The organism is Bacillus sp. CPT56D-587-MTF, from assembly GCF_058792335.1.
Window position 1 is genome coordinate 1,370,015 of sequence record NZ_JBYTEF010000001.1, and the last position, 24,507, is coordinate 1,394,521.

General features: G+C 35.1%; 28 protein-coding genes and 2 pseudogenes. 21 read left to right on the forward strand and 9 right to left on the reverse strand.

Annotation, left to right across the window (positions count from 1 at the left end):
• The first annotated feature begins 31 nt into the window (after window positions 1-31).
• The 16 genes from AC3WVZ_RS07180 (at window position 32) to AC3WVZ_RS07255 (ending at window position 11,886) form a co-directional block, all read left to right on the forward strand.
• On the forward strand, window positions 32-256 hold the full coding sequence (locus tag AC3WVZ_RS07180; protein WP_000775712.1) for a flagellar motor switch protein FliN: 225 nt from the start codon (window positions 32-34) through the stop codon (window positions 254-256).
• Between the two features lie 14 nt (window positions 257-270).
• The gene (gene fliM / locus AC3WVZ_RS07185) at window positions 271-1,089 is read left to right on the forward strand and encodes a flagellar motor switch protein FliM (protein WP_233936225.1); all 819 of its coding nucleotides are present in this window, start codon (window positions 271-273) and stop codon (window positions 1,087-1,089) included.
• A gap of 10 nt (window positions 1,090-1,099) precedes the next feature.
• A complete protein-coding gene (gene fliN / locus AC3WVZ_RS07190; RefSeq protein ID WP_000680010.1) occupies window positions 1,100-1,459 on the forward strand; it encodes a flagellar motor switch protein FliN in 360 nt (119 codons plus the stop codon).
• Window positions 1,460-1,471: 12 nt separating this feature from the next.
• Complete coding sequence (locus tag AC3WVZ_RS07195; RefSeq protein ID WP_000121178.1) at window positions 1,472-1,792, forward strand: hypothetical protein; 321 nt, start codon at window positions 1,472-1,474, stop codon at window positions 1,790-1,792.
• Window positions 1,789-2,547 carry a flagellar type III secretion system pore protein FliP gene (locus tag AC3WVZ_RS07200; protein WP_233936227.1) on the forward strand — a complete coding sequence of 253 codons (759 nt, stop codon included), beginning with the start codon at window positions 1,789-1,791 and terminating at the stop codon, window positions 2,545-2,547. Before AC3WVZ_RS07195 ends, AC3WVZ_RS07200 begins: the two co-directional genes overlap by 4 nt.
• Before the next feature lie 33 nt (window positions 2,548-2,580).
• Window positions 2,581-2,856 (forward strand): flagellar biosynthetic protein FliQ, encoded by a 276-nt coding sequence (locus AC3WVZ_RS07205; protein ID WP_001098085.1) that lies wholly within the window; start codon window positions 2,581-2,583, stop codon window positions 2,854-2,856.
• Between the two features lie 15 nt (window positions 2,857-2,871).
• Window positions 2,872-3,633, forward strand: coding sequence for a flagellar biosynthetic protein FliR (locus AC3WVZ_RS07210; protein ID WP_233936228.1), 762 nt, complete (start codon window positions 2,872-2,874; stop codon window positions 3,631-3,633).
• 10 nt (window positions 3,634-3,643) lie between these two features.
• The gene (gene flhB, locus AC3WVZ_RS07215) at window positions 3,644-4,690 is read left to right on the forward strand and encodes a flagellar type III secretion system protein FlhB (RefSeq protein ID WP_233936229.1); all 1,047 of its coding nucleotides are present in this window, start codon (window positions 3,644-3,646) and stop codon (window positions 4,688-4,690) included.
• A 23-nt stretch (window positions 4,691-4,713) separates the two neighbouring features.
• Complete coding sequence (flhA, locus tag AC3WVZ_RS07220; protein WP_000472534.1) at window positions 4,714-6,780, forward strand: flagellar biosynthesis protein FlhA; 2,067 nt, start codon at window positions 4,714-4,716, stop codon at window positions 6,778-6,780.
• Window positions 6,781-6,794: 14 nt separating this feature from the next.
• Window positions 6,795-8,105, forward strand: a complete 1,311-nt coding sequence (flhF, locus tag AC3WVZ_RS07225) for a flagellar biosynthesis GTPase FlhF (protein WP_103622772.1) — start codon at window positions 6,795-6,797, stop codon at window positions 8,103-8,105.
• Between the two features lie 42 nt (window positions 8,106-8,147).
• A complete protein-coding gene (locus AC3WVZ_RS07230) occupies window positions 8,148-8,951 on the forward strand; it encodes a flagellar basal-body rod protein FlgG (RefSeq protein WP_001013939.1) in 804 nt (267 codons plus the stop codon).
• A gap of 117 nt (window positions 8,952-9,068) precedes the next feature.
• Entirely contained in the window at window positions 9,069-9,779 is a 711-nt protein-coding gene (locus tag AC3WVZ_RS07235) for an alanyl-tRNA editing protein (protein WP_000205380.1), read from the forward strand.
• Window positions 9,780-9,796: 17 nt separating this feature from the next.
• Window positions 9,797-10,633 (forward strand): TrmB family transcriptional regulator, encoded by an 837-nt coding sequence (locus AC3WVZ_RS07240; protein WP_000343360.1) that lies wholly within the window; start codon window positions 9,797-9,799, stop codon window positions 10,631-10,633.
• The gene (locus AC3WVZ_RS07245; RefSeq protein ID WP_048656975.1) at window positions 10,626-11,351 is read left to right on the forward strand and encodes an AzlC family ABC transporter permease; all 726 of its coding nucleotides are present in this window, start codon (window positions 10,626-10,628) and stop codon (window positions 11,349-11,351) included. Before AC3WVZ_RS07240 ends, AC3WVZ_RS07245 begins: the two co-directional genes overlap by 8 nt.
• Window positions 11,342-11,653 (forward strand): AzlD domain-containing protein, encoded by a 312-nt coding sequence (locus tag AC3WVZ_RS07250; RefSeq protein WP_000425954.1) that lies wholly within the window; start codon window positions 11,342-11,344, stop codon window positions 11,651-11,653. The genes AC3WVZ_RS07245 and AC3WVZ_RS07250 overlap by 10 nt, the downstream gene beginning before the upstream one ends.
• A 62-nt stretch (window positions 11,654-11,715) precedes the next feature.
• Window positions 11,716-11,886 (forward strand): DUF3951 domain-containing protein, encoded by a 171-nt coding sequence (locus AC3WVZ_RS07255; protein WP_000602244.1) that lies wholly within the window; start codon window positions 11,716-11,718, stop codon window positions 11,884-11,886.
• 25 nt (window positions 11,887-11,911) lie between these two features.
• Here AC3WVZ_RS07255 and AC3WVZ_RS07260 read toward each other — a convergent pair whose 3' ends face one another.
• The 5 genes from AC3WVZ_RS07260 to AC3WVZ_RS07280 all read right to left on the reverse strand — a co-directional run bounded on the left by AC3WVZ_RS07260 (window position 11,912) and on the right by AC3WVZ_RS07280 (window position 14,860).
• Complete coding sequence (locus tag AC3WVZ_RS07260) at window positions 11,912-12,271, reverse strand: hypothetical protein (protein WP_100655241.1); 360 nt, start codon at window positions 12,269-12,271, stop codon at window positions 11,912-11,914.
• Window positions 12,272-12,877, reverse strand: a complete 606-nt coding sequence (locus AC3WVZ_RS07265) for a dienelactone hydrolase family protein (protein ID WP_139019929.1) — start codon at window positions 12,875-12,877, stop codon at window positions 12,272-12,274. It lies immediately after the preceding gene.
• Window positions 12,878-12,879: 2 nt separating this feature from the next.
• The gene (locus AC3WVZ_RS07270; protein WP_063536049.1) at window positions 12,880-13,215 is read right to left on the reverse strand and encodes an antibiotic biosynthesis monooxygenase family protein; all 336 of its coding nucleotides are present in this window, start codon (window positions 13,213-13,215) and stop codon (window positions 12,880-12,882) included.
• 184 nt (window positions 13,216-13,399) lie between these two features.
• Window positions 13,400-13,579: an H-type small acid-soluble spore protein gene (locus AC3WVZ_RS07275; RefSeq protein WP_001025734.1), complete on the reverse strand. Its 180-nt coding sequence runs from the start codon at window positions 13,577-13,579 to the stop codon at window positions 13,400-13,402.
• Between the two features lie 66 nt (window positions 13,580-13,645).
• Window positions 13,646-14,860, reverse strand: a complete 1,215-nt coding sequence (locus AC3WVZ_RS07280; protein ID WP_000212380.1) for a transcriptional regulator — start codon at window positions 14,858-14,860, stop codon at window positions 13,646-13,648.
• A 119-nt stretch (window positions 14,861-14,979) separates the two neighbouring features.
• Between AC3WVZ_RS07280 and AC3WVZ_RS07285 the strand changes: the two genes are divergently transcribed.
• Window positions 14,980-16,248 carry an MFS transporter gene (locus AC3WVZ_RS07285; protein WP_063220006.1) on the forward strand — a complete coding sequence of 423 codons (1,269 nt, stop codon included), beginning with the start codon at window positions 14,980-14,982 and terminating at the stop codon, window positions 16,246-16,248.
• A 113-nt stretch (window positions 16,249-16,361) separates the two neighbouring features.
• A complete protein-coding gene (locus AC3WVZ_RS07290; protein ID WP_000736443.1) occupies window positions 16,362-16,886 on the forward strand; it encodes a COG3014 family protein in 525 nt (174 codons plus the stop codon).
• A 40-nt stretch (window positions 16,887-16,926) separates the two neighbouring features.
• Here the strand turns inward: AC3WVZ_RS07290 and AC3WVZ_RS07295 are convergent, their stop codons facing one another.
• The gene (locus AC3WVZ_RS07295) at window positions 16,927-18,036 is read right to left on the reverse strand and encodes a LysR substrate-binding domain-containing protein (RefSeq protein ID WP_492310905.1); all 1,110 of its coding nucleotides are present in this window, start codon (window positions 18,034-18,036) and stop codon (window positions 16,927-16,929) included.
• Between the two features lie 102 nt (window positions 18,037-18,138).
• On the opposite strand from AC3WVZ_RS07295, the pseudogene AC3WVZ_RS07300 reads away from it, so the two are divergent.
• The 3 genes and pseudogenes from AC3WVZ_RS07300 to AC3WVZ_RS07310 all read left to right on the forward strand — a co-directional run.
• A pseudogene (locus tag AC3WVZ_RS07300) lies at window positions 18,139-20,358 on the forward strand (Tn3 family transposase); the annotation flags it as partial.
• 107 nt (window positions 20,359-20,465) lie between these two features.
• Window positions 20,466-20,711, forward strand: coding sequence for a hypothetical protein (locus tag AC3WVZ_RS07305; protein ID WP_197234766.1), 246 nt, complete (start codon window positions 20,466-20,468; stop codon window positions 20,709-20,711).
• Window positions 20,712-20,942: 231 nt separating this feature from the next.
• Window positions 20,943-21,551 (forward strand): hypothetical protein, encoded by a 609-nt coding sequence (locus AC3WVZ_RS07310; RefSeq protein ID WP_233936231.1) that lies wholly within the window; start codon window positions 20,943-20,945, stop codon window positions 21,549-21,551.
• A gap of 639 nt (window positions 21,552-22,190) precedes the next feature.
• On the opposite strand, the pseudogene AC3WVZ_RS07315 reads toward AC3WVZ_RS07310, so the two are convergent.
• The 3 genes and pseudogenes from AC3WVZ_RS07315 to AC3WVZ_RS07325 all read right to left on the reverse strand — a co-directional run.
• Window positions 22,191-22,421 (reverse strand): annotated as a pseudogene (locus tag AC3WVZ_RS07315) (transposase domain-containing protein); the annotation flags it as partial.
• A gap of 76 nt (window positions 22,422-22,497) precedes the next feature.
• Window positions 22,498-24,102, reverse strand: a complete 1,605-nt coding sequence (locus AC3WVZ_RS07320; RefSeq protein ID WP_233936232.1) for a collagen-like repeat preface domain-containing protein — start codon at window positions 24,100-24,102, stop codon at window positions 22,498-22,500.
• A gap of 32 nt (window positions 24,103-24,134) precedes the next feature.
• Window positions 24,135-24,305, reverse strand: coding sequence for a hypothetical protein (locus AC3WVZ_RS07325; RefSeq protein WP_176116729.1), 171 nt, complete (start codon window positions 24,303-24,305; stop codon window positions 24,135-24,137).
• Window positions 24,306-24,507: the final 202 nt, after the last annotated feature.

Genomic DNA, 24,507 nt, shown 5'->3' on the forward strand with positions numbered 1-24,507 from the left:
TTCGTGAACATGATATGGGAGTTGGCTAGATTTGAAATTACAAGATGATATTCCGTTAACAATTTATTTTGAAATCGGAAATACGAAAAAGAAAATTGAAGATCTGCTTCATATTACGAAAGGTACATTGTATCGTCTTGAAAATTCAACGAAAAATACGGTGCGTCTTATGCTTGAGAATGAAGAGATTGGAACCGGAAAGATTTTGACGAAGAATGGAAAGATGTACGTTGAAATCGTTGAATTGAAAAGGTAGGGAAGGGGATTGTCATGAGTGGCGAAAAATTAAGCCAAGAGCAAATTGATGCCCTGCTGAAGGCGGTAAATGAAGGCGAGGAAATGCCAGCTTTCGCACAAGAAGCAGGAAAGCAAGAGAAATTTCAAGAGTATGATTTTAATAGACCAGAGAAGTTCGGTGTTGAGCATTTACGTAGTTTGCAAGCGATTGCTTCTACGTTTGGGAAACAGACGTCACAGACGTTATCAGCGCGTATGCGTATTCCAATTGAACTAGAGCCTTCAACGGTTGAGCAAGTTCCATTTACGAGTGAGTATGTGGAGAAAATGCCGAAAGATTATTATTTATATTGCGTGATTGATCTCGGTTTGCCAGAGCTTGGAGAAATTGTTATTGAGATTGAACCGAAATTTGTAACGACAGAAACAGATCCGAATGCATTAAAGATTACGACAGCGAGCGATATCATTTCATTACTTAACGTAAATATGAAAACAGAGTTTTGGAATACGACGGTGCGTATCGGAATTCCATTCTTATCTGTTGAAGAAATTATGGATAAGTTAACGTCTGAAAATATTGTCGAACATTCTTCAGACAAGCGTAAAAAGTATACGTCTGAAGTGGAAATGAAAGTAAATCAAGTGTACAAACCTGTTCACGTTGCAATTGGTGAGCAGAAAATGACAATGAGTGAGATTGAACAAATTGAAGAAGGCGATATTATTCCGCTTCATACGAAAGTTTCGGATGAATTACTTGGTTATGTAGATGGAAAGCATAAATTTAATTGTTTTATTGGAAAAGATGGAACGCGTAAGGCGCTCCTATTTAAAAGTTTTGTAGAGTAGGAGGATCCATATGAAGCATGAAGTATCTCCCGTGTCATTAATGGGATTAGAAGATTTTGCAGGAAAGCGAAATGAAGCAGGCAAAGCACATATCGATACTGTTTCAGATATTTCGATTGAACTTGGTGTAAAGCTTGGAAAGTCATCTATTACGCTTGGTGATGTAAAGCAGTTAAAAGTTGGCGATGTTCTTGAAGTAGAGAAAAACTTAGGACATAAAGTAGATGTGTATTTAAGTAATATGAAAGTCGGTATCGGTGAAGCAATCGTAATGGACGAGAAATTCGGTATTATCATTTCTGAAATTGAAGCTGATAAAAAACAAGCGGCGCTTATGAAAGCGCAAAGTCAAATGCAAGATAAAGAGTAGAGGAGGAGTCATATGTCGTATATGACGACCTTATTTCAAGTCGTTTTACTGTTTGGTGCGCTCGGTTACGGTGCATATTATATGACGAAAAAGACGCGCAAACAGCAGTTTTTTAAGCAGGGTGAAAATGGCCATATTCAAGTAAAAGACGGCGTGTATTTAAATCATCAAACGAGTGCCTTTTTATTTGAAGTGGACGGAAAGCAAGTGTTCACTGTTATTAGTAATAACGGTGTGCAGTCTGTGCAATTAACCGGAACAGGAAATCAGTTTCAACAAGCACTAGAAGACGCGGTGAAGACTGAAACGAAAAAAGTAGAGGATCCATCATGAGAATAAAGAAACAGTTATCATTATTAGCCGTTATTTTCGTATTTTCTATCGTTTTTTCAATTATTTTTGTAAATCCAGCGTATGCGGCCCCGAACGGTTTTATTAATTTCGAAAATGGAAAAGAGTTTACGAGTAATTCAAGTGTACAACTATTTGCGCTCGTTACCCTTTTATCATTATCTTCTTCTATCGTTCTATTATTTACACATTTTACTTATTTTATGATCGTTCTAGGGATTACACGTCAAGGACTTGGGGTAATGAATTTACCACCAAACCAAGTGTTTGTTGGACTTGCATTATTTTTATCACTCTTTACGATGCAGCCTGTACTCGGGCAACTGAAGAGCGATGTGTGGGATCCGATGACGAAAGAGAAAATAACAGTAAGCCAAGCTGCGGAAACGACAGCTCCTATTATGAAAGAATATATGTCAAAGCATACGTATAAGCATGATTTAAAAATGATGCTGAAAGTACGCGGAGAAGAGTTGCCAAAAGATTTGAAAGATCTTTCCTTATTTACACTCGTACCATCCTTTACGTTAACGCAAATTCAAAAGGGTTTACTAACAGGGATGTTCATTTATTTAGCGTTTGTATTTATAGATTTGATTATTAGTACACTTTTAATGTACCTCGGGATGATGATGGTACCGCCGATGATTTTAAGTTTACCGTTTAAAATACTCGTTTTCGTATATTTAGGTGGATATACAAAAATCGTCGACATTATGTTTAAAACGGTCGCCTGAAGCGTTTGATGCTATGTGATAGGAGTCATATAAATGAATACGTCACCAATTATAGATATTTTTCAAACCTTTTTTTATAAAGGGGTTATGATTTTAATGCCGGTTGCCGGCGTAAGCATGATTGTCGTTATTATCATCGCTGTCATTATGGCGATGATGCAAATTCAAGAGCAAACGCTGACGTTTTTACCGAAAATGGCGAGTATTGTGCTCGTTATTATCATTTTAGGTCCGTGGATGTTTCAAGAGTTAACGACGCTTATTTTAGATTTATTTGATAAAATCCCATCGCTATTGCGTTCGTACTAAGATAGGTGAACTGAAATGAATATGGAATTATGGGCGGCGACGTTTTTTGCGTTTTGCCGCATTACTTCATTTTTATATTTTTTACCGTTTTTCTCAGGTCGATCCATTCCAGCAATGGCGAAGGGTACAGTTGGACTTGCTCTTTCAATTACAGTGGCTGATCAAGTGGATGTCTCTCACATCAAGACAGTTTGGGACGTTGCAGCTTATGCAGGAACGCAAATTGTAATTGGATTATCACTTTCAAAAATCGTAGAAATGCTGTGGAACATTCCGAAAATGGCCGGGCATATTTTAGACTTTGATATCGGTTTATCACAAGCAAGTTTGTTTGATGTAAATGCGGGCTCACAGTCTACTTTACTATCAACCATTTTTGATATATTTTTTCTCATTATTTTTATTTCACTTGGCGGCATTAATTATTTCGTTGCCACGATTTTAAAGTCGTTTCAATATACAGAGGCGATTTCAAAATTGTTGACGACTAGTTTCTTAGATAGTCTACTCGCAACGCTATTATTTGCGATCACATCAGCGGTTGAAATTGCTCTTCCGCTTATGGGAAGTTTATTCATCATTAACTTTGTTCTAATTTTAATTGCAAAAAACGCTCCGCAATTAAACGTTTTTATGAATGCATATGTAATTAAAATTACATGTGGTATTTTGTTTATTGCGATGAGTGTACCGATGCTCGGTTATGTGTTTAAAAATATGACGGATGTATTACTTGAAGAATATACGAAACTATTTAACTTTTTCTTAACGAAGTAGGGGGACGCGCATGGCAAAGGATAATAAAACAGAAAAGGCCACCCCGCAGAAGCGTAAAAAATCGCGTGAAGAAGGGAATATTGCCCGGAGTAAAGATTTAAATAATTTATTTTCCATTCTCGTATTAGCAGTTGTCGTTTATTTCTTCGGAGATTGGCTAGGGTATGAGATTGCGAATTCCGTAGCGGTGCTGTTTGATCAAATTGGAAAAAATACAGATTCAACCGAGTATTTTTATTTAATGGGGATTTTATTACTGAAAGTATCGGCTCCGATATTAATACTCGTATACGCTTTTCATTTATTCAATTATATGATTCAAGTCGGGTTCCTATTTTCTTCTAAAGTCATTAAACCGAAAGCATCACGTATTAATCCGAAAAACTATTTTACGAGACTGTTTAGTCGTAAAAGTTTAGTAGATATTTTGAAATCACTGTTTTATATGGGATTAATCGGTTACGTCGCTTACGTTCTTTTTAAAAAGAATTTAGAGAAAATCGTGAGCATGATTGGATTTAACTGGACTGCGTCACTTACTGAAATTATTAGGGAAATTAAATTTATTTTCTTAGCAATTTTAATTATTTTAATCGTTCTTTATATTATTGATTTCATTTATCAAAAATGGGAGTACGAGCAAGATATTAAGATGAAAAAAGAAGAAGTGAAACAAGAGCATAAAGATAATGAAGGGGACCCGCAAGTTAAAGGGAAACGAAAAAACTTTATGCATGCAATCTTGCAAGGAACAATTGCGAAGAAGATGGATGGCGCAACGTTTATTGTAAACAACCCGACTCATATTTCGGTCGTACTTCGTTACAATAAACACGTTGATGCAGCACCAATTGTCGTTGCAAAAGGGGAAGATGAGCTCGTATTATATATACGAACGCTTGCCCGTGAACAAGAAATACCAATGGTGGAAAACCGTCCGCTTGCTCGTTCTTTATATTATCAAGTCGAGGAAGATATGGCGATTCCAGAAGATTTATATGTAGCTGTAATTGAAGTTATGCGCTATTTAATTCAGACGAACGAACTTGAAGTATAATAGCGCGTTTGGAGGAGATCTCTTTGTTTAAGATAGATTCTGCAAGAACCTATTTTTCTATCTTTTTAGCAGCGTCATTCGTAGTGGCGCTCTTAATTCCACTTCCACCATTTATACTTGATATCATTATCGTTTTTCTACTAAGTATGTCAGTACTTATTTATATGCGAGCGACAAGTATTAACGAGTGGGATGAATTAAAGTCATTTCCGACGATGTTGTTATTAATCGGGATTTTCCGCGTATCGATTAACGTTTCGACGACGCGAGCGATTTTGACAGACGGAAATGCCGGTCATGTTATTGAAGAGTTCGGCCAGTTCGTAATTGGCGGAAACTTATTAATTGGTATCGTTATTTTTACAGTATTAATCATATTCCAGTTTATCGTTGCAAACGGTGCATCGCGTACAGCTGAAGTAGCAGCTCGTTTTACACTTGATTCTTTACCAGGGAAACAAATGTCTATCGATGCTGATTTAAACCAGCGTATTATTTCAGAAAAAGATGCACAAGCAAAACGAAAAAAATTAAATATGGAAACAGAGTTTTACGGAGCGATGGATGGTGCCGGGAAGTTCATTAAAGGGGACGTTATTTTCGGGATTGTCATTTTATTCGTAAACATTATTTTCGGTTTAATTGTCGGAATGATGCAGCAAGGAATGAGCTTTGCAGATGCGGCTCTTCATTATACACAGTTAACTGTCGGTGACGGAATCGTAAACCAAATTGGATCGCTTATGCTTGCGATTTCAACTGGTATTATCGTAACGCGTGTATTTGATGGTTCACCGGATACGGTAACGGAAGGAATCTTTAAAGAGTTATTAGCACATGAAGTTGTTGTATATGCGCTCGGTGGTTTGTTTATCGCAATGGGTATTTTTACTCCGCTACCGTTTCTACCATTCGCACTCGTTGGCGGAACGATTATCTTCTTAGGCATTCGTAATAAAAATCGAATAAAGAAAGAAAAAGAAGACGAGCTTCAAAAAGAAATAGAAATGATTCAAGGCGAAGATGAGCAACTGCAACAAGTGGAAGATTCATTTGGAGTATTTACGGATAAATATCCAATTATAGTAGAACTCGGTTTAGATTTAGCAGCACTTGTAAAGCAGAAAATTAACGGGGAAACAGCGCGTGATAAAGTTGTTCTTATGAGGAAGTCAATTATTACTGACCTTGGTATTAACGTTCCTGGAATTAACTTTAAAGATAATACGAGCTTTAGGCCACGCGGACGTTACATTATTCGAATTAAAGGTGCGAAGGCGGCTGAAGGTGTTTTAAAATCAGGTTATTTATTAGCACTGAAAACACCAAACGTAATGGCTGATTTAGATGCAGAGCCAGCGAAAGATCCAATTTTCGGTGAAGATGGATATTGGATTTTAGAGCATATGGTGCAAGATGCACAAATGAAAGGCTATCAAGTGTTAGAGCCACTTAGCATATTAATTACACATTTAGATGTTGTCGTTAGACGTAATCTTCACGAATTAATTCAGCGCCAACATGTAAAAGATTTAATTAATTCGCTTGAAAATGATAATGGCGTTCTATTAGAAGAGATTAAGAAGAAAGAAATTGATTTATCACTCGTTCAAAATGTTATTAAACAACTTCTAAAAGAAGGTATTTCTATTCGTGATTTACCAACAATTATTGAAGGTATTATTGACGGCAAAGAAATTTATCAAAACCACGTTGACGGTGTGACATCATTTGTTCGTGAATGTATTTCAAAAGTTATTTGTGAAAATGCGAAAAATCCAGACGGAAAAATATATGCAGCGCTCTTCTCTGATTCAATTGAGTTAGATGCGGATGTTGTGAATAATTCATATCAAGGTTACTTATTAAACTGGGATTTAGATTTAGAAACACGTGTCGTTGAGCAAGTGCAGCGCGTCTTTAAACAAGCACGTTTAATGGGAAGAGAACCAGTGTTATTAACACGTAGAAAAGATTTTAGATTTGCGATTGTAAGACTGCTAGAACGTTATCAAGTGGAAGCACAAGTACTTTGTATTAGCGAATTAGCACCAGAAATTGTTGTGGATCAAATTGCCTATATTGAATAGTAGGGGGTGAAGTAATGGAAAGTACAGAAAAGAAAGAAGCGTTAATGCGAATAAAAGCAGCTTCGAAAAATGAATTGTATCGAAAGTTATTTGACCAATATGGTACAGATTATTATTACGTTGTCGATGAAAGTGTAAAACGAAATATACCGTTTTTCTGGAAAAAGGATTATGAAATGTTAGTTGCTTTTCCAGAAGAAAAACAGGAAGAAGTGAATGAAGGTACAGCACAATTTCATGAACAGTTAATGGATGTCGTGAATGATCCTTCAGAACAAATTGTGAAGGCGAATGGAATTCAATCAGTACTGCACAATTTAGAAAACGTAACGACTTCTATGTCATACGCGGCAATGCAAACAGGAAATAGTGAAGAATGGGCAAGAAAAAAAGAAAAACTATTAAAGCTGTTTGAAAAAGGGATTGTCGTGGTGAAACAGACGAAAGAAACGGAAGTACCGAAAAAGAAAAAAGTTGTGAAACAAGTCGTTCCACTAAAGAAAGAAGAAGTAGTTCCAAAGAAAGAAAATCAAGAATCTGTACCGTTTATTATTCAAAAAGTAATTCGGATGCTAGAACAAAACGATGTAGAACAATATTTCATTTATGCATATGCTGAAAAGTTAAAAATAAAGTTTGAAAATGCAACGATGATTACGGAAGAAGAAGTTATTAGGTACATATTGGAAGATATGAAATCTCATTTCAATACGGAAAACGTCTTTGAAAAAGAAGTACAAACAATTGCATTAATCGGTCCAACTGGTGTTGGTAAAACGACGACGCTTGCGAAAATGGCATGGCAATTTCACGGTAAGAACAAAACAGTTGGTTTTATAACGACAGATCATTCGCGCATAGGGACAGTGCAGCAATTGCAAGATAACGTAAAGACAATTGGATCGGAAGTAATTGCTGTACGTGATGAAGCTGCAATGACAAGAGCGCTTACGTATTTTAAAGAAGAAGCACGCGTCGATTATATTTTAATTGATACAGCAGGGAAAAATTATCGTACGTCAGAAACAGTGGAAGAAATGATTGAAACGATGGGACAAGTAGAACCAGATTATATTTGTTTAACGTTATCAGCTTCAATGAAAAGTAAAGATATGATTGAAATTATTACAAACTTTAAAGATATTCATATAGATGGTATTGTGTTTACGAAATTTGATGAAACAGCAAGTAGTGGCGAATTGTTGAAAATTCCAGCAGTATCATCAGCTCCTATTGTATTAATGACAGATGGCCAAGACATAAAGAAAAATATACATATCGCTACAGCTGAACATTTAGCAAAACAAATGTTACAAACATCGTAGAAAAGAGGTGAAGAATAAGGCGCTTGCCTTATTCAAACGAATATGAACGGTCTTTATATAGGTTCTATGGGCATGATGAATTACATGCAGCGCATTAATGTTCATTCGAATAACGTTGCAAATGCTCAAACGACAGGATTTAAAGCAGAAAATATGACGTCTAAAGTATTTGATGTACAAGACACATATCGCCGCGGAGATGGGGCGGTAACAAATATCGGTTCGGTCGATTATGCTGTAGTACCAGCTGCAACACATGTGAATTTAGTACAAGGAAATATACAAATGACAAATAGCGCTACAGATTTCTTTTTAGATGACGGCGCAGCCGGCACAACATCATTTTTCGTTACTTCTAAAAATGATGAAACGTTTTTAACGAGAGATGGTAGTTTCACATTAAATAGTGATCGTTATTTACAAACATCTTCAGGTGCTTATGTTATGGATGTCAATAATGAGCGTATTCGTATTCCTGAAAATGTTGAGTTCTTCGTATCTAATAATGGAGAAATTTATAGAGAAGTTAACGATGGAACTTTGCAAAAACCAGATATTAAGAGAATAGTAATTGCACAGTTACAAACAAAAACAGTAGATGCAGAAACGAATGCTCGTCTCGTGCAACGTGAAAATAAAAGCTTTACACTAGCAGAAGGAAACATTGCTAATTTACCGAACGGAACAGGAATAGTAAAAAATCATATGCTAGAAAATTCAAATGTAGATATGACGAAAGAGATGGCCGATCTTATGACAGATCAAAAGATGATTCAAGCATCACAGCGCGTTATGACGTCATTTGATAAAATTTATGAAAAAGAAGCAAATGAAATATTGAGATAGTGGACTCCTAATAAAGGGGTCTTTTATTATTTTTAAATTTCAGAATTATCAATTGACTTTGTGGAGCTTCTTTTTTATATTAGTAGGTATAACTATAACTACTAAAGAGGTGAGAGTATGACAACGGCATTATATTTAGAAGATGCATACAAAACGAGTTGCGAAACAGAAGTGATAAAAGTAGAAGGGAATAAAGTATTTGTAAAGGAAACAGTTTTTTATCCAACTGGTGGAGGGCAAGAATGTGATACGGGTGTCATTGTACAAGATGGGTCTGTATTTGAAGTTGAAAAAGTAAAGAAGGAGCAAGGAGAAATAGTTCACTATATAAAAGATGAAGCTCAAGTAAAATTAGGTCCAGTTAAATTAGAGATAAATTGGGAAAGACGTCATAATTTAATGCGTCATCACTCTTTACTGCATCTTATCGGAGCTGTTGTTTATGAAAAGTATGGAGCTCTATGCACCGGAAATCAAATTTATCCTGATAAAGCACGTATCGATTTTAATGAGTTACAAGAGTTATCGAGCGTGGAAGTAGAAGAAATTGTTGAGGAAGTGAATAAACTTATTAAGCAAAATAAAGAAATTTCCACTCGTTATATGAGCCGCGAAGAAGCAGAAAATGCTGTAGGAATGATTAAAACAGCAATAAATCTCCTGCCAACTACTATCCAAGAAATCCGCATTGTTACAATTGAAAATTTAGACGAACAAGCTTGTGGAGGCACACATGTGAAAAATACGAGTGAAATAGGAACACTTGTTATTGATAAAGTAAAAAGTAAAGGGAAGCAAAATCGTCGTTTTGAAGTAAGGGCGATTTAGATTGTGAGGGGTTACCGATGGATGAAATTATAAAGGAGTTACAAAAGTTAGGATTTTCCCAGTATGAATGTAAAGCGTATATTGGATTGTTAAAACATTCCCCAGTAACAGGCTATGAAGTGAGTAAACAAACAGGAGTACCTCGTTCTATGATTTACGAGGTACTCGGTAAGTTAATGGATAAAGGAGCGGTGCATATTGTACCTTCTGAACCAGTTAAATATGTACCAGTACCAGCTACCGAATTAATGAATCGAATGCGAAAAGACTTTGAAAAGTCCTTTGAATTTTTAGATGAGAAACTAAATTGTTTAGAACAAGAGCGACAAATAGATGTAATTTCGCATATTCGCTCAAATGATCGTGTTTTAAAAGAAATATGCAATATAATTAGTAGAGCTAAGGAAGAATTATGGATTTCTGTATGGGAAGATCAAGTGCATGAAATTGAGCCATACATTCATCAAAAGGAAGAGGAAGGCGTACATATATTTTCAATCTTATTTGGAGCTCCAGAAACAAAAATAGGAGCGACGTTTCATCATAATTATATGACGCCCCACGTCGTTGAAAAGAGAATGGGTGGTCATTTAACTGTTATTGCTCGTGATGGAGAGGAAGTATTAATTGCGAACTTCTCAAATGATAGCACTTCATGGGCCGTTACAACGTATGACCCAGCGCTAGTTCTCGTTGCGACAGAGTATGTGCGGCACGATATTATGGTTGAAGAAATCACAAAGGAATTTGGAGCTGATAAGTTAGATACGTTATGGCGTGAAAATATAGATTTAGTTCATGTCGTAACAGGAAAACGAACTTTAGAAGGAATGGAGGATGATAGAGATGAGTAAAGCTCAGGCACATGTAGCTTTGCAGAGCGATGATACATTTCAGCAAGGAGTAAAAGATTGTTTACCAACTGTATTTGGTTATTTGAGCATCGGTATAGCAGCTGGTGTAATTGCAAAAACAGCAGGTTTTTCTATCATTGAAATTGCATTTATGTCCACTTTAATTTATGCAGGTTCTGCCCAATTTATATTAGCTGGTATGTATGCAGCCGGTGCTCCTGCTTCCGCAATTATTTTTACTGTATTTTTTGTTAATTTACGCCATTTATTAATGAGCGCAGCGCTTGCACCGTACTTTACGAAAATTCCTCTATTTAAAAACTTAATCATCGGTTCGCAAATTACAGATGAAACTTTCGGCGTTGCAGTGCAGCATGCAGCGCAAAAAGGATATTTAGGTGAAAGATGGATGATTGGGCTTAACGTAACAGCGTATTTAAATTGGATACTTGCTACCATTATTGGTGGGCTATTTGGTGAGTGGATACCAGATCCACATACATATGGGATGGATTATGCATTACCAGCGATGTTTATCGGATTATTTGTTCTTCAGCTCATAAGTAGTAAACCAAAACTAGTAATTCATTTAAGTGTTGCAATTGTATCGATTATTATCGCATACGTTTCACACCTATTTATGCCAGATAGTATAGCGGTTATTATCGCAACATTACTAGCTGCGACGATTGGAGTGGTGATTGAAAAATGGAAATGAGATTAGATGTATTATTACTTTTACTAGCAGCAGGAGCTGTTACACTCGTGCCACGTATTTTACCTCTACTCGTATTTAGCAAACTACAAATTCCTGAATGGGGTTTAAAATGGTTAAATTACATACCAATTGCGATATTAGCAGCGCTTTTAGCACAAGTTTTATTTATGCATGAGACGATGCAGTGGGATTACCTTATCGCAGCAATTCCAACATTTCTTGTAGCGATATATACTCGTAGTTTATTAGGTACAGTATTAACGGGAGTGGTTGTGATTATTTTGTTACGTTTCTTTTTCTAAAAAGGATTACGCTCATATAATAGCGAAAAGTGTAATAACATGAAAAATATAGGGGTGGTGTTATGATACTTTTAACGATAGGAGCAATTTTGTTAACGTTGTTTATTTTCTTTATTATCGGTTTCGTTACGTTTATGATGTTTGTTGATAAGGCGACACCTCAAATATATTATACACCTTGTGAATCAGTGACAGTGAAAACTAAAGGTAAACATAGAAGGAAGAAAAGTTGAAAGTTGGCTTTTCTTCCTTCTTCTATTACATCCCCGAAATAACTAACAACAATAATCCAAATAAAAAACTAGTCAAGGAAAGAAAACCGATACATATGGAGAATACACGATTATTTTCCCATTCACGCCAGAAAGTTATAAAACCTAAAATACAAAGGAAAAACCAAATGGGTAGGAATAGGAACTCACTAATTTTCTTTGGAAGTAACGCATAAAAAGTTGATAAATATAAAATCCAATTTGTAAAAAATAAAATGCAAACGATAATAGATTGTAAGTAGAGGCGGTTGAAAAATATCCCTTTTTTTACGGTTATAAAAATGATAGTTAGCGCTGAGATAAAGGAAATGAGTATGAAAATAAGTAAGAGTAATGTAAGTGTCATTTACATCTCCTTTATAAGAGTGTTTTTTACAAGAAATGAATCTATTAAATTGTATGCTTGTTTTGTAGAGTGCTCGTTATATTTTTCAGTGTACGGATTTAGAAATCCATGCTCACCGTGTAGTTGTTTTATTTTTAATAAAGGGTTATTCTGTTGCTGCAATGTTTGAATGAAAGAGGATACTGAAAAACTAGCTTCTTTTTCAGGGAATATAAGTAGTGTAGCGCATGTAGGCTTTATGTGAACATAGTCGCGTATACGAGAACCGTAACATCCGATAATAAAATTTATTTTCGGATCGTTACTACATAGCCATGAGATGGTAGCTCCAACACTAAAGCCGATAAGTCCAATATGTGTATAACTACTAGAAAGATGAGAAATGAATTCTTCAATTTGCTTTTTTCCATCATCAAATCCAATATGATTTACAAAATGTTCATATGCTTTTTCTTCATCATGATAATGAAATGCATGTTGCGATTGTAGAAGGTTAGGACAGAATACATCTATATGAGATGAAGTAAAGTGCTGGATAACGTGATGCATATGGTCGTTCACACCATATATTTCATGAACAATAACGAGAGCTAATTTTTCTTTCATAGTTATATTGTGCCTCTTTGAAACTTAAATTCTTTCTCAACAAGGCAAATACGCAGATGGAAGTTTTCATACCATTGCTCACGACCTCTTTTTTTCGCTTCTTTATGTAAGGTGTTCTTCTTCCAATTTTCAATCGCATCAAGTGATTCCCAATAAGAAATTGTTATTCCGAGTCCAGAATTACCTCTTGCACTTTCTACACTTAAAAATCCAGGTTGTTGCTTTGCAAGTTTCTCCATTTCTTCGGCAACGGTATTATAGTCTGTTGTATCATTTGATAAATTAGAAGTGAATATAACTGCATAATAAGGCTTGTTTTTTTCTAAAGTAGATGCCATTATTTTTCCTCCTTAATGTATAGTACGAATGATTAATCCATAGTTTGTATTTTAGCAGGTCACAAAAAGAAAAGAAGTAGAAAATTCTTATTTTTTCAGCTCATGTAAAATAAAGGGTTGAAGAAATTTATAATAAGTAATCTGAAAGAAGAAAAATGCCACTTCAAAAGAGAAGTGGCATTTCTTATATTTCCTCTAAGCTATTAACTGGAACAGTTAATTCGCGTCCTGGGTTTTTTACTTCATATATGCGGGCGGTTTCATTGCTTTCATCGACGTGTTGAATCATAACAGGCATGCCTTGAAAACTGACATTGGCTTGCTCTGCTGACACAGAAAGCTCTATTGCACGTTGTATATTCATTTATATTCCTCCCATCATTATTATCTTTGCTAAAAAAGAGGAATAATATACCATTTAGAGACATTCTTAAAGTTTTTGTATTATTTGTAATGTTTCTTTAATAAATGAAGTGAAGATGGAATCAGGATAGGACTGTACGATTTCATATGCTTCTGTTACTTCTTCAAGAGCTCTTTTTTTATCATTAAGTTTCACATAACAAAGAGCGCGATATGCCCCAGCTGTTGTAAGTCGTGCGTGATCAAGTGGATGGTTTATATAATCTGGTATGATAGCGCGTTGCAATGTTTTTAAAGCTTCTTCGTATTGTTTTAAACCATACAAAGCTTTTCCTTTTTCAAGATAATATGATCCATCATCTTGAAAAATTGGCTCATCTTTTAATTTTTCTCGAAATTGTTCTAAATGTTCTAATGCAACTGTATATTCATTAGCAATTGTGTTGTAGTAGAAAGCTTTTAAAAGATCAATAACCGCCGCAGAGAAATTATCTTCTGTAAAAATGGCGAATTGCTCTGATTTTTTTATGTAATGTAAATATTGTTCTTTATCAGCCGTGATTACTTTTTGATAAGATAAAATACGATAAAATTCATCTGTTTTATAATACACTTGATGCTTTTTTGAAAATGCAAGTGCATCTAAAATGACACTTTCACATTGTTCGTAATCACCACATGCAAGAAAAATAATTGCTTCATATAAATATAATTCGATATGTATAATGAGATCCATTTCTAAATGTTTCTCTTCATAGTCATTTCGGATACTAGCTATAAGTTGTAAACATTCAGCATATTTTTTACGTGTGAATATCGTAAAGGATAATTTTAATTTTGTTTCCGTACTATCCCGGTATAACGTATATTTCTCAAAAATAGAAGTAGCCTTTTCAACGTAATATTCAATATTGTAATCTTTCATTTTAGCCGCAGCTGTTACAAACTGTTTATATAAACGAGCAGTATTCAAAGTGGGAGGTAGCTCTTTTTGAACGATCGGTAGTAAAACCTCATATACTTCATCGTACTTGTTTGCTTTTATTAGTTTCTCCGTTTGTTGAATGAGTTCTACAATTTCTACATCATCATCTTCTAATAAAAAACTTGTTTCACATTCAAGTTTGTCAGCGATATATTGTAGTGTTTTCATAGAAGGTGTAGCTTTTCCATTTTCAATTTGACTTAGCATACTTTTTGTGAGTTCTGAACCTGCTAGATCAGTTTGAGTAAGCTTTTTTTCTTTTCGTAACGTTTTAATTTTTTCACCGAGAGTAGCCATATAATTGCTCCTTTATAGTTAGAAAGTTAAATGTCATTAAACTTTTTGTTGTAAAAATTGGAAAGTTAATTATATAATAAGTTTAACACAATTTAACTTTTAAGGGGAGAGTGTCAAAAATGGGGGATATAAGTATAGGACAACATGATTCAAGAATGAAGATTGCAACGAGAAATATTATTTTAATGATGATTGGGAAAATGACGTCTTTGCTAGGAGCCGGTATTTATACGTTTGCAATGGGATTATACGTATTAAAGACAACGGGTTCAGGAATGGGGTTTGCAACTACGCTTATTTGTGGATCGATTCCAAGGCTAATCTGTGGACCAATTGCTGGTGCTGTAGCTGACCGCGTCAATCGAAAATGGCTTGTCATCGGTACCGATTTGTTAAGTAGTTTAACAATGTTTATTATGTTTATCCTTGCAACTACTTTTGGGCCATCACTTCTGTTTATTTATGTTTCAGCAGCATTATTATCAATTTGTGCGAGTTTTTACTCTGTTTCATTAACTTCATCTATTCCAAGTTTAGTAGATGAAGGACGTATTCAAAAAGCGAGTGCTTTGAACCAGACGGCAGCATCTTTATCAAATATTTTAGCACCGATTATTGGCGGGGTTGTATTTGGTTTCTTTTCAATTAAATCGTTTTTCCTATTGAATAGCATTACATTCTTTTTAGCGGTTGTTGTGCAATTATTTATCGTATTTGATTTATACAAAAAAGAAATGGCTGAAAGTAAAGAGCATTTCTTGACGAGTATAAAAGAAGGGTTTTCATATGTAAAAAGACAGCATGAAATATATGGTTTAATGAAAATTGCAGTAGGGGTAAACTTTTTTGCGAGTGCACTTTTCGTTTCACTTCCATATATTATTGTTCAAAATTTGCATCTATCTTCGAAGCAACTCGGTGTTGTAGAGGGAATGTTAGCAGTTGGGATGTTAATTGGTGCAATTGCGTTATCAGTACGTAAAGAAGTGAATAATCCCTTTCGTTCTGTTTATATTGGGTTGCTTTTATTTGCGGGCTTGAGTTTATGTACAGTGTTTCCATTAGTAGTCACCATCCCGAAAGTAGCAAGTTTTATTTACTATATCGCTTTTATGATGTTAACTGGTATATCAATGATGGTTGTAAATATCCCGATGCAAGTACATTTGCAAAAGACGACAGATCCAAGTTATTTAGGACGCGTTTTCGGTTTACTTGAAACAATTTCTACTGCAATCGCACCGCTCGGTATGATTGTGTATGGATTATTATTAGATATGTTGCCAACTAGCATTGTTATGATGACATTAGGCGTAGGTTTATTGTTAGTTGTATTAGTTGGAGTAAAGAAGCATGTAATGAAAAAGCAAGTGGATGTGTCTGTCTAAAAGGAAATGTGACTTAATAAAATAAAAATGACTAAATTAGTATTTTAGTTTTTGAAACTCTTTTTCATGTATGTTAAAGTAAAGTGAGCTTGCAAAGAAAAGGAGACAACAGCATGAAAAAATTAAGTTTTGTTATGCTTTTTCTATTAGTCGTAATGGCTGGATGTAGCAATTATGACACATATATTGAAACAGGTATGCAATCATTGAAAGATGAAAAGTATAGTGATGCAACAATGTGGTTCGAAAAAGCAGAAAAAGAGAAATCAGGAAATGAAGCGAAATCATATAAAGAAGTTGCTGAGAGAATGGATCACGGAGCAACAGCATTAAAAGACGGTAAGTATTTAGAAGCGAAAGACATTGCAAATGAAGTGTTACAAAAGAAAAAAGATGATGAACTTGAAAAAGCTGTAACATCAAATGCAGAGAATATGCTTCAAAAAGCAAAAGATGTGGAAGAGAAAGTAAATGAAAGAGTGGCAAAGCGTAGAAAGGTAGAAGAAGAAGGAATCGATAAACTTATTAAAGCTGTCGATAGTATAGATGAAGTGAAAGAAAAAGAGAAGAAAGTATCAGAAGCATTAGATAAGGCTGAAGAGGCGCAAGCAAAAATTGAGGCAAAGAAAAATAAATAGATTTATAGTTTAAAAGGCTGTCGTGCATAACGACAGCCTTTTAATTTTTTGTTGTAAATGAAGTGATGCTTTGTAGTAAAAAAGAAATGATTTTAGAATTCCATCTGTCCTCATGATGAATCGTATAAATATTACGCTGAAATTCAAATTCAGGGATTGGTATATAGCATAGCTCATTTCGTTGTATTTCTTGCTCGATAGCAAGTTTAGAAATAAAGGCAATTCCATTACCATATTTTAAAATTTGTTTCATCGTTTCTAATGAGTCTAATTCAATTTCAGATTGGAATGTAATGTTGTGCGCCAACGTCCATTGTGTAAGTAAATCTCTCGTTGTAGATGGATTACGATGCAATAGTATGCGTTCCTTTTCGATATTTTGTAACGATACATTGTCTTTCTTTGTACTGGCAGTATGTAACCATTGTGTTTTGTTTTCTACACGCATACCAGTTTCATCAAAATGGACAACAGGAGACTGCAGAATCTTTTCCTTTACTTCTTTTATGAATGGCTGCAATTGAGAAGCGAAAGCCTGTGTATGATTTACCAGGGTTCCTTCGCTTATAGAATGTCCAAAACAATCCTGAAAGAATTCTTTTGTTCGCTTCAAAGAAATGCATTGATAATGCGTTAAATAGGGAATCAGTCTTTTTATATTTGGACCATATTGAACAGGACGAGATACTGTCGAAGGAAATTGGGCTTCTTGGATAGAATGGCAATGTGGGCATTCTTTCTGTTCTACTTTATGTTCTGTCACTTCGATCTGAATAGGTGGTAAGTCATACACTTGGCGAATGCGATACCCTTTTACAGGCTCGTGGTTCAAGGAAGTATGACAACAAGTACAATATGTAGGAGAATGTGTAATCGTATGATCTGGAGTCGCTGTCAAACCAAGAGTATGTCCCTTGTGGCCCAACTGGCCACCCGTTTGACGATGAGACGGTTTGCGCAAACTTTTTGTAACGGGCTTACCCAAACCATCTGTAGAAGGTGGCTTATGACTATTTTTGGAGTTTTTTTTTGAAGCATTTTCTAGTTCTTGTATACGTTTTTCTAACTTAGAAAATGTTTCTTCAAATAAAGAAATAACAGCTTCAGGTCCTTTTTTATATGTATCTAAAATAATTTTTCGATCGACCATAAGATTCACCTCCCCTGTTTGATATACTCAGTATTTACAAATGGGAGGCATATGAAACTAGTAAAATTTAAAAAAGACACCGAAAGGTGGCTGAGTAGTTACTCTAAAATTAAACACTTTGCATCAGAAGCACTAGCTTTAGATGCATCAGAAATAAAAGACTTTCATATGGCTAAAAGGTATATGTTGTTATTGTCTGTTATTTATCGTTCACAAATTGTAACAAGAGATAATTTAATAGATATGTTTTTAAAAAGGATTGCTAGGATACATAAAAGAGGAAAAGAAGAATTAGCTCTTTTACGAGAACAGCAACGTTCTATAAGTGAAAACCTTATTTCTATATTGAGTGAAGTTTTACATACAACTCATACGTATGATGATACGAACATGATAGGAAGTAAAATAACGGAGTTATTTGAAGAAAAAGGCGGTATCGATTCTTTGCAACAAGATTGCTTAGCCATTTCTGCGTATAACAGGAATAATTATCTTCCTTTATTAGAAAAGTTCTATAACAGTCACAGAAAGACTCTATTTCGATTGATTTCATTATTAGAATTGGATTCAACGACTCAGGATGATTCTCTTATAAAAGCCTTACAATTTTTGTTGCTAAATGAAAATCGGAGAGTAGAACAACTTCCTACTAATCTTGATTTATCATTCGCAAACGAGCAATGGAGACAAACTCTTCGAGTTGGAAAAGACTCTAATTTATTGTATCGTAAACGTCTGGAACTTTGTATATTTTCCTATTTGGCTTCCGAATTAAAGACAGGTGACGTAAGTGTACAAGGTTCTGAAAAATTCGCTGATTATAGGAAACAGTTATTACCTTGGGAAGAATGCGAACCGATAGTTAAGGAGTATTGTGAAGAACTTAATTTCCCTTCATCTCCTATTAATTTTGTTAAACAACTAAAACACAAATTAACTTCTGTTGCCAATACGGTAGATTTAAATTATCCAAATAACGGACAAGTGATTATAACAGAAGATGGTGAACCTATTTTAAAACGATTAGCACGAAGAAATGTATCTACAAGTAGTAAATTATTAGAAAAAGAAATTATACAACGTTTACCAGAGCGAACCGTATTAGATATACTTTGTAATGTAGAACATTGGACTCATTGGACAAGACATTTTGGTCCTTTATCCGGATCTGATCCTAAATTAGAAAATCCTACGGAACGTTATATTGTTACTACATTCGGATATGGATGTAATTTAGGACCAACGCAAACAGCCAAACATATGCGTAATACGATGACGGCTCACATGCTTTCTTTTGTGAATCGTAGACATATTCATATTCCGAAATTAAATACGGCACTTCAGGATGTTTTAAATCAATATAATACATTTAGTCTACCAAAACTATGGGGAACGGGAAAAGTAGCTTCAGCTGATGGAACGAAACATGATATGTATATAGAAAATTTAGTATCAGAATACCACATCCGTTATGGCGGATATGGAGGACTTGCCTATCATCATGTTGCGGATAATTATATCGCCCTTTTTAGTCATTTTATCCCCTGTGGTGTTTGGGAAGCGGTATATATTATTGATGGGCTATTAAAAAATAAATCTGATATTCAACCCGATACTCTTCATGCGGATACACAAGGACAATCGACACCTGTATTTGCCTTATCCTATCTATTAGGAATTCATCTTATGCCTAGAATTCGCAATTGGAAAGATTTAAAATTTTTCCGTCCAGATAAGCATACAAACTACAAACATATAGACCCTTTATTTAAAGATGTAATTGATTGGGGAGTGATTGAAACACATTGGAAAGACTTATTCCAAGTGGTTGTTTCAATTAAAAAGGGAAAAATTTTACCTTCAACGCTTCTTAGAAAATTAAGTAGTAACAGTAAGAAAAATCGATTATATCAAGCATTTCGAGAGCTTGGAAGAGTGATTCGAACAATCTTTCTTCTTCAATATATTTCAGATATGAAATTACGTGAACAAATTACAGCTAGTACGAATAAAGTAGAAGCTTATAATGGTTTTTCAAAGTGGTTGTTCTTTGGTGGCGATGGTATTATTACGGAAAACGATCCAATTGAACAGGAAAAACGTATTAAATACAACGATTTAATCACCAATTCCGTAATTTTTCAAAATGTAGTGGATATCACTATGATTTTATGGCAACTAAAAAAAGAAGGTTATCGCTTTGCACGCCAAGATTTAGAAACACTAAGTCCTTATATGACTAGACATATAAAACGTTTTGGGGATTATGTAATTGATTTAAAGAAAGTTCCTCAACCAATAGAAGAAACGATCCCTATATAAGCTCAATAGGTCATAGTTGGAAATAAAAGTAAGCCTATGACCTATTTTTACACGTATCTCGGCTGTACCCCATTATTGGTGATCTATTCAATGCAATTTTAACACGTATGTTTGGTGGAAATATAACAGGATATACGAACTTATCCCCATTATTCCAACAAGGTACACTACTCCATGGAATGGCTAGCGCATTTGAGGTATTTTATTTATGGTATTTAGGTTTAATTTGGATGGGATTACGAACAGTGGCCGGATTAAGTAAAGTAAAATCCTCTATTCCAGTTGTTGTCATCTTTTTGATACAAGCGGCGTTTATTACTTTTGGCACCATGATGGTATCAAAGTTCATGTAATCTAAAGTATATGTTATGCTCTACTTGAATATATCCAGGTAGAGCATATATTTTTAGTGTATATCATTTAAGGGGATAGAAATCTATACGAATACATTTGAATCCTTTGGGTGGATAACGAATCGTTTATCCTAACAGGTGAAAACTGCAGCCAATGTCCCCAAAAAGCAGTGTTACTATAATTTTTAAGTGCTTAGCTATGTTGACAGAATAGAAAGGGTTGTATGTAAGATGGTATATGTAGAGCTAACCCCTTCGTTTCAGGGGAGTTTTCGTTCTGATTTATGTAAAGTATTGCGCTACTATTTAGAAGACACGAAATATGCATGTGTGACAGAAGATACATCGATTGTGACAGATTCATTTGTGGAGATATTGATGGTATATTTTCAAGGTTCCCCTGTATTTTTTAAGTGGGAGAAGATGGGTTTTGAAATGGACCGTATCTCGTGTAAGCAGGTATTGCAAAAAATTGAACATGCCATGCGCCAAAGAAGTTCTACGTTAAAACATAGAAATCATTTTTATCGTTTACTACGAGAGGTAGGCCTGCAAGAAGATATACCACAAGACTTTTTATGTATGAAGAAAAGAATATTAGAATTGGAAATGCTAAAACAACAGCGAGAGACAAAGAAAAAAGGCCGTCTTGTTTCGGGGCGACAAATCAAATTGTTACAAGTTTTGTGGAAGAAAACATTTCATCGAACTTTAGAGGTATCAAAGGACATGACACAAGGAGAAGTAGATGAGTTATTTCGTCGTATACATAAAAAACGGTGCAAGTTAGCTCGGATGTCGGAAGAAAATAATTCTGGTGACATATCAAAGATCTTTTGATATGCGAAATTGCATATTTTGTTCTTTCTCTACTCATGTATAATGAGATGAATACAGAAGGTAAGATTTTTAATAAGGGGAGCAATAGGGTATGTCAATTGCAATCGCAGTCTTAACATTTATTGGGGGAGTTGCTCCATTAGTGACACAATTGTTAAAAGTATTTATGTAGTATATCTTTTCTAACATGTTGAAAAAGAGGTAAATACCCACGGCGTTAGTTATGGGTATCTACCTCTTTTCGTATTGAGAAAGTCACCTTTTAAATTCGGGACGACAAACAATATAAGTAATTCCCGTCCCAATTCTAAGGTAATACGCTGCAATAGGAAAGAAATCCCTATTGAAAATCAAGGGCAAATACGAGAAAAAATAAAAAAAGATTGAGTGAGTTCACTCAACCTTAAGAAGGAGACAAATGACAGATTATCACAAAGCTTATTAAATAGTATAACTCATATTGTCAGAAAATTAAATTCATTATTTGTATATCAAATGCCGTTTCTGTTGCAAAGTTTTACACTACCCTAAAAATATAGAATTAAAATACAAATAGGAAGAATAAATCGTATGAAATATACAAGATGAGGTATAGGCTATTCATAATTTTTGATCGTTTTTAAACTTTGCAACAGAACCCTCATCTAAATGCCAAACAGGGTGTGTCGCTTTGTTTTTCTTTTTCCAGATTTGATAAATCAAATTGCCATATTCATGAACTCAACGCATGATGGTCGTAGGATGAACGGATATGCCACGTTCTTTCAAGATTTCAGAAACATCACGATAGCTTAAAGAAAAACGACAATAATAGCCGACGGCTACCAAGATAATGTTTCTCTCGAATTGTTTTCCTTTAAAATATCCCATATGGTATGCTCCTCATCTCATTTTTTCTACAGTCTAGCTCAGCTCCAAAAACTTTGCAACAGAATCGTTCTAGGTCTTATATTCTAACTCCGACTCCTCTTGGAGATGTTTCTACAGGTATAGTCATTAATACAGAATTTGTATTTCCGTTTATTACTGATACATTATTTGAACCAAGATTTACAACATAAAGTAAATTTGTTAACAAATTTACTCCCACTCCTTGTGGAGTTGTTCCTACAGGTATAGTTGCTACTACAGAATTTGTATTTCCGTTTATTACTGATACGTCATTTGAGTTAAAATTTGTTACATAAATTAAATTTGTTAATGAATTTACTCCACCTTCTCGTGGAGATGATCCTACAGGTATAGTTGCTACTACAGAATTTGTATTTCCATCTATCACTGATACATTATCTGAAATGACATTTACAACATAAATTAGATTTGTTGATAAATTTACTCCCACTCCTTGTGGAGATGATCCTACAGGTATAGTTGCTACTACAGAATTTGTATTTCCGTCTATCACTGATACATTATCTGAAATAGAATTTGCAATATAGATTAAATTTGTTGATGAATTTACTCCGACTTCTTGTGGGAATGATCCTACAGGTATAGTCATTAATACAGAATTTGTATTTCCATCTATCATTGATACATTTGCTAAACTAGAATTTGTTACATACATCAAATTTGTTGATAAATTTACTCCCGCTCCTATCGGGGATGATCCTACAGGTATAGTTGCTACTACAGTGTTTGTGCTCCCGTTTATCACCGATACATTATTTGAACCGACATTTGTTACATAAATCAAATTTGTTAATGAATTTATTCCTACTTCTACTGGCGATGTTCCTACAGATATAGTTGCTACTACAGTGTTTGTGCTCCCATTTATTACCGATACATTATTTGAACCGACATTTGTTACATAAATTGTACCGATATTCAGACTTACTGGTGGACCAGTCGGTCCAGTATCTCCAGTAGACCCAGTAACTCCAGTCGGTCCAGTATCTCCAGTAGGCCCAGTAGGCCCAGTAGGCCCAGTAGGCCCAGTAGGCCCAGTAGACCCAGTAGACCCAGTAACTCCAGTAGACCCAGTAACTCCAATAGACCCAGTAACTCCAGTCGGTCCAGTATCTCCAGTATCTCCAGTAGACCCAGTAACTCCAGTAGACCCAGTAACTCCAGTCGGTCCAGTAGGCCCCGCACCGCCGCCAACATTATCAGCAGTTGTCAGAACGAGAGCAGATAAAATATTTAAAATTTGATTTCGTACGACATTTGTCATGATAAATTCAGATATCGTAATAGATAAAGTTGTATACAAAGATTGCAGCATAACGGCTACTTCAGAAGATTGTGAAGGAGTCGCCGAAACTAAGCGGTTGTTAACTGAAAGGAGAAGAAACATACTATACCGTGTAGCATCTCGTCCTTGCTGTGTAGGGAATTGATTCAGTAAAAAATTATATAAATTTAGCAGAACCGTGCGCAAAGCAGCATTATTTGCTGGAGTAGGGTTGTTCAGATATGTGTTCACTGCGACTTGCATTTGTTCGATCAAAGCAAGCAGTTGTGCTTCTTGTTCCGGTGTAATAGGAATAGTAGGTACCATCTCCGGCGAAATTGGAAGGTTATCAAATATATTGTTTTCGTTATTCATGAAAATTTCCTCCTTTTGTAAAATGAAATACACTACTTTTTCATTACGTATGCTTGGTTCGGCAAAAGCGTCGGATTCGCAAAATAGTTGATGATGACGGCCGTTTGTAAATTTTGAAACAGTGTAAGCAACTCTGCCTCTTGCGCCGGTGTAATGGGTATGGTTAGTACGAGCATGGGTGAAACGTAATGTTCATTGGTCATAAGGTCATACCTCCTGTATATTAATATTTAAGCCCTATAAATAAAAATACTTGGACGTCTCAAGATATTTCTAGATAATAATTTTAGGATCATTTGGGACAATTCTTTTACCTCCTGTGGATTTACCACATTTGAGGAGTGTTTCTCAGTAAACGTGCGGGCCTCCCTACTCGCAGGCTGAGCAGCCTGACCCTCGAACCTA

What these genes read in the sequence shown, in the direction of transcription:
- AC3WVZ_RS07310 (WP_233936231.1), top strand. Translation starts at nt 20,943, where the DNA reads ATGGTATATGTAGAGCTAACCCCTTCGTTTCAGGGGAGTTTTCGTTCT.
- AC3WVZ_RS07230 (WP_001013939.1), top strand. Translation starts at nt 8,148, where the DNA reads ATGAACGGTCTTTATATAGGTTCTATGGGCATGATGAATTACATGCAG.
- AC3WVZ_RS07305 (WP_197234766.1), top strand. Translation starts at nt 20,466, where the DNA reads ATGTTTGGTGGAAATATAACAGGATATACGAACTTATCCCCATTATTC.
- AC3WVZ_RS07275 (WP_001025734.1), bottom strand. Translation starts at nt 13,579, where the DNA reads ATGAATATACAACGTGCAATAGAGCTTTCTGTGTCAGCAGAGCAAGCC.
- AC3WVZ_RS07245 (WP_048656975.1), top strand. Translation starts at nt 10,626, where the DNA reads ATGAGTAAAGCTCAGGCACATGTAGCTTTGCAGAGCGATGATACATTT.
- AC3WVZ_RS07260 (WP_100655241.1), bottom strand. Translation starts at nt 12,271, where the DNA reads ATGACACTTACATTACTCTTACTTATTTTCATACTCATTTCCTTTATC.
- fliM (WP_233936225.1), top strand. Translation starts at nt 271, where the DNA reads ATGAGTGGCGAAAAATTAAGCCAAGAGCAAATTGATGCCCTGCTGAAG.
- AC3WVZ_RS07280 (WP_000212380.1), bottom strand. Translation starts at nt 14,860, where the DNA reads ATGGCTACTCTCGGTGAAAAAATTAAAACGTTACGAAAAGAAAAAAAG.
- AC3WVZ_RS07285 (WP_063220006.1), top strand. Translation starts at nt 14,980, where the DNA reads ATGGGGGATATAAGTATAGGACAACATGATTCAAGAATGAAGATTGCA.
- flhF (WP_103622772.1), top strand. Translation starts at nt 6,795, where the DNA reads ATGGAAAGTACAGAAAAGAAAGAAGCGTTAATGCGAATAAAAGCAGCT.
- AC3WVZ_RS07255 (WP_000602244.1), top strand. Translation starts at nt 11,716, where the DNA reads ATGATACTTTTAACGATAGGAGCAATTTTGTTAACGTTGTTTATTTTC.
- AC3WVZ_RS07295 (WP_492310905.1), bottom strand. Translation starts at nt 18,036, where the DNA reads ATGGTCGATCGAAAAATTATTTTAGATACATATAAAAAAGGACCTGAA.
- AC3WVZ_RS07200 (WP_233936227.1), top strand. Translation starts at nt 1,789, where the DNA reads ATGAGAATAAAGAAACAGTTATCATTATTAGCCGTTATTTTCGTATTT.
- AC3WVZ_RS07265 (WP_139019929.1), bottom strand. Translation starts at nt 12,877, where the DNA reads ATGAAAGAAAAATTAGCTCTCGTTATTGTTCATGAAATATATGGTGTG.
- AC3WVZ_RS07320 (WP_233936232.1), bottom strand. Translation starts at nt 24,102, where the DNA reads ATGAATAACGAAAACAATATATTTGATAACCTTCCAATTTCGCCGGAG.
- AC3WVZ_RS07250 (WP_000425954.1), top strand. Translation starts at nt 11,342, where the DNA reads ATGGAAATGAGATTAGATGTATTATTACTTTTACTAGCAGCAGGAGCT.
- AC3WVZ_RS07195 (WP_000121178.1), top strand. Translation starts at nt 1,472, where the DNA reads ATGTCGTATATGACGACCTTATTTCAAGTCGTTTTACTGTTTGGTGCG.
- AC3WVZ_RS07325 (WP_176116729.1), bottom strand. Translation starts at nt 24,305, where the DNA reads ATGACCAATGAACATTACGTTTCACCCATGCTCGTACTAACCATACCC.
- AC3WVZ_RS07240 (WP_000343360.1), top strand. Translation starts at nt 9,797, where the DNA reads ATGGATGAAATTATAAAGGAGTTACAAAAGTTAGGATTTTCCCAGTAT.
- flhB (WP_233936229.1), top strand. Translation starts at nt 3,644, where the DNA reads ATGGCAAAGGATAATAAAACAGAAAAGGCCACCCCGCAGAAGCGTAAA.
- AC3WVZ_RS07290 (WP_000736443.1), top strand. Translation starts at nt 16,362, where the DNA reads ATGAAAAAATTAAGTTTTGTTATGCTTTTTCTATTAGTCGTAATGGCT.
- AC3WVZ_RS07210 (WP_233936228.1), top strand. Translation starts at nt 2,872, where the DNA reads ATGAATATGGAATTATGGGCGGCGACGTTTTTTGCGTTTTGCCGCATT.
- fliN (WP_000680010.1), top strand. Translation starts at nt 1,100, where the DNA reads ATGAAGCATGAAGTATCTCCCGTGTCATTAATGGGATTAGAAGATTTT.
- AC3WVZ_RS07270 (WP_063536049.1), bottom strand. Translation starts at nt 13,215, where the DNA reads ATGGCATCTACTTTAGAAAAAAACAAGCCTTATTATGCAGTTATATTC.
- AC3WVZ_RS07205 (WP_001098085.1), top strand. Translation starts at nt 2,581, where the DNA reads ATGAATACGTCACCAATTATAGATATTTTTCAAACCTTTTTTTATAAA.
- AC3WVZ_RS07235 (WP_000205380.1), top strand. Translation starts at nt 9,069, where the DNA reads ATGACAACGGCATTATATTTAGAAGATGCATACAAAACGAGTTGCGAA.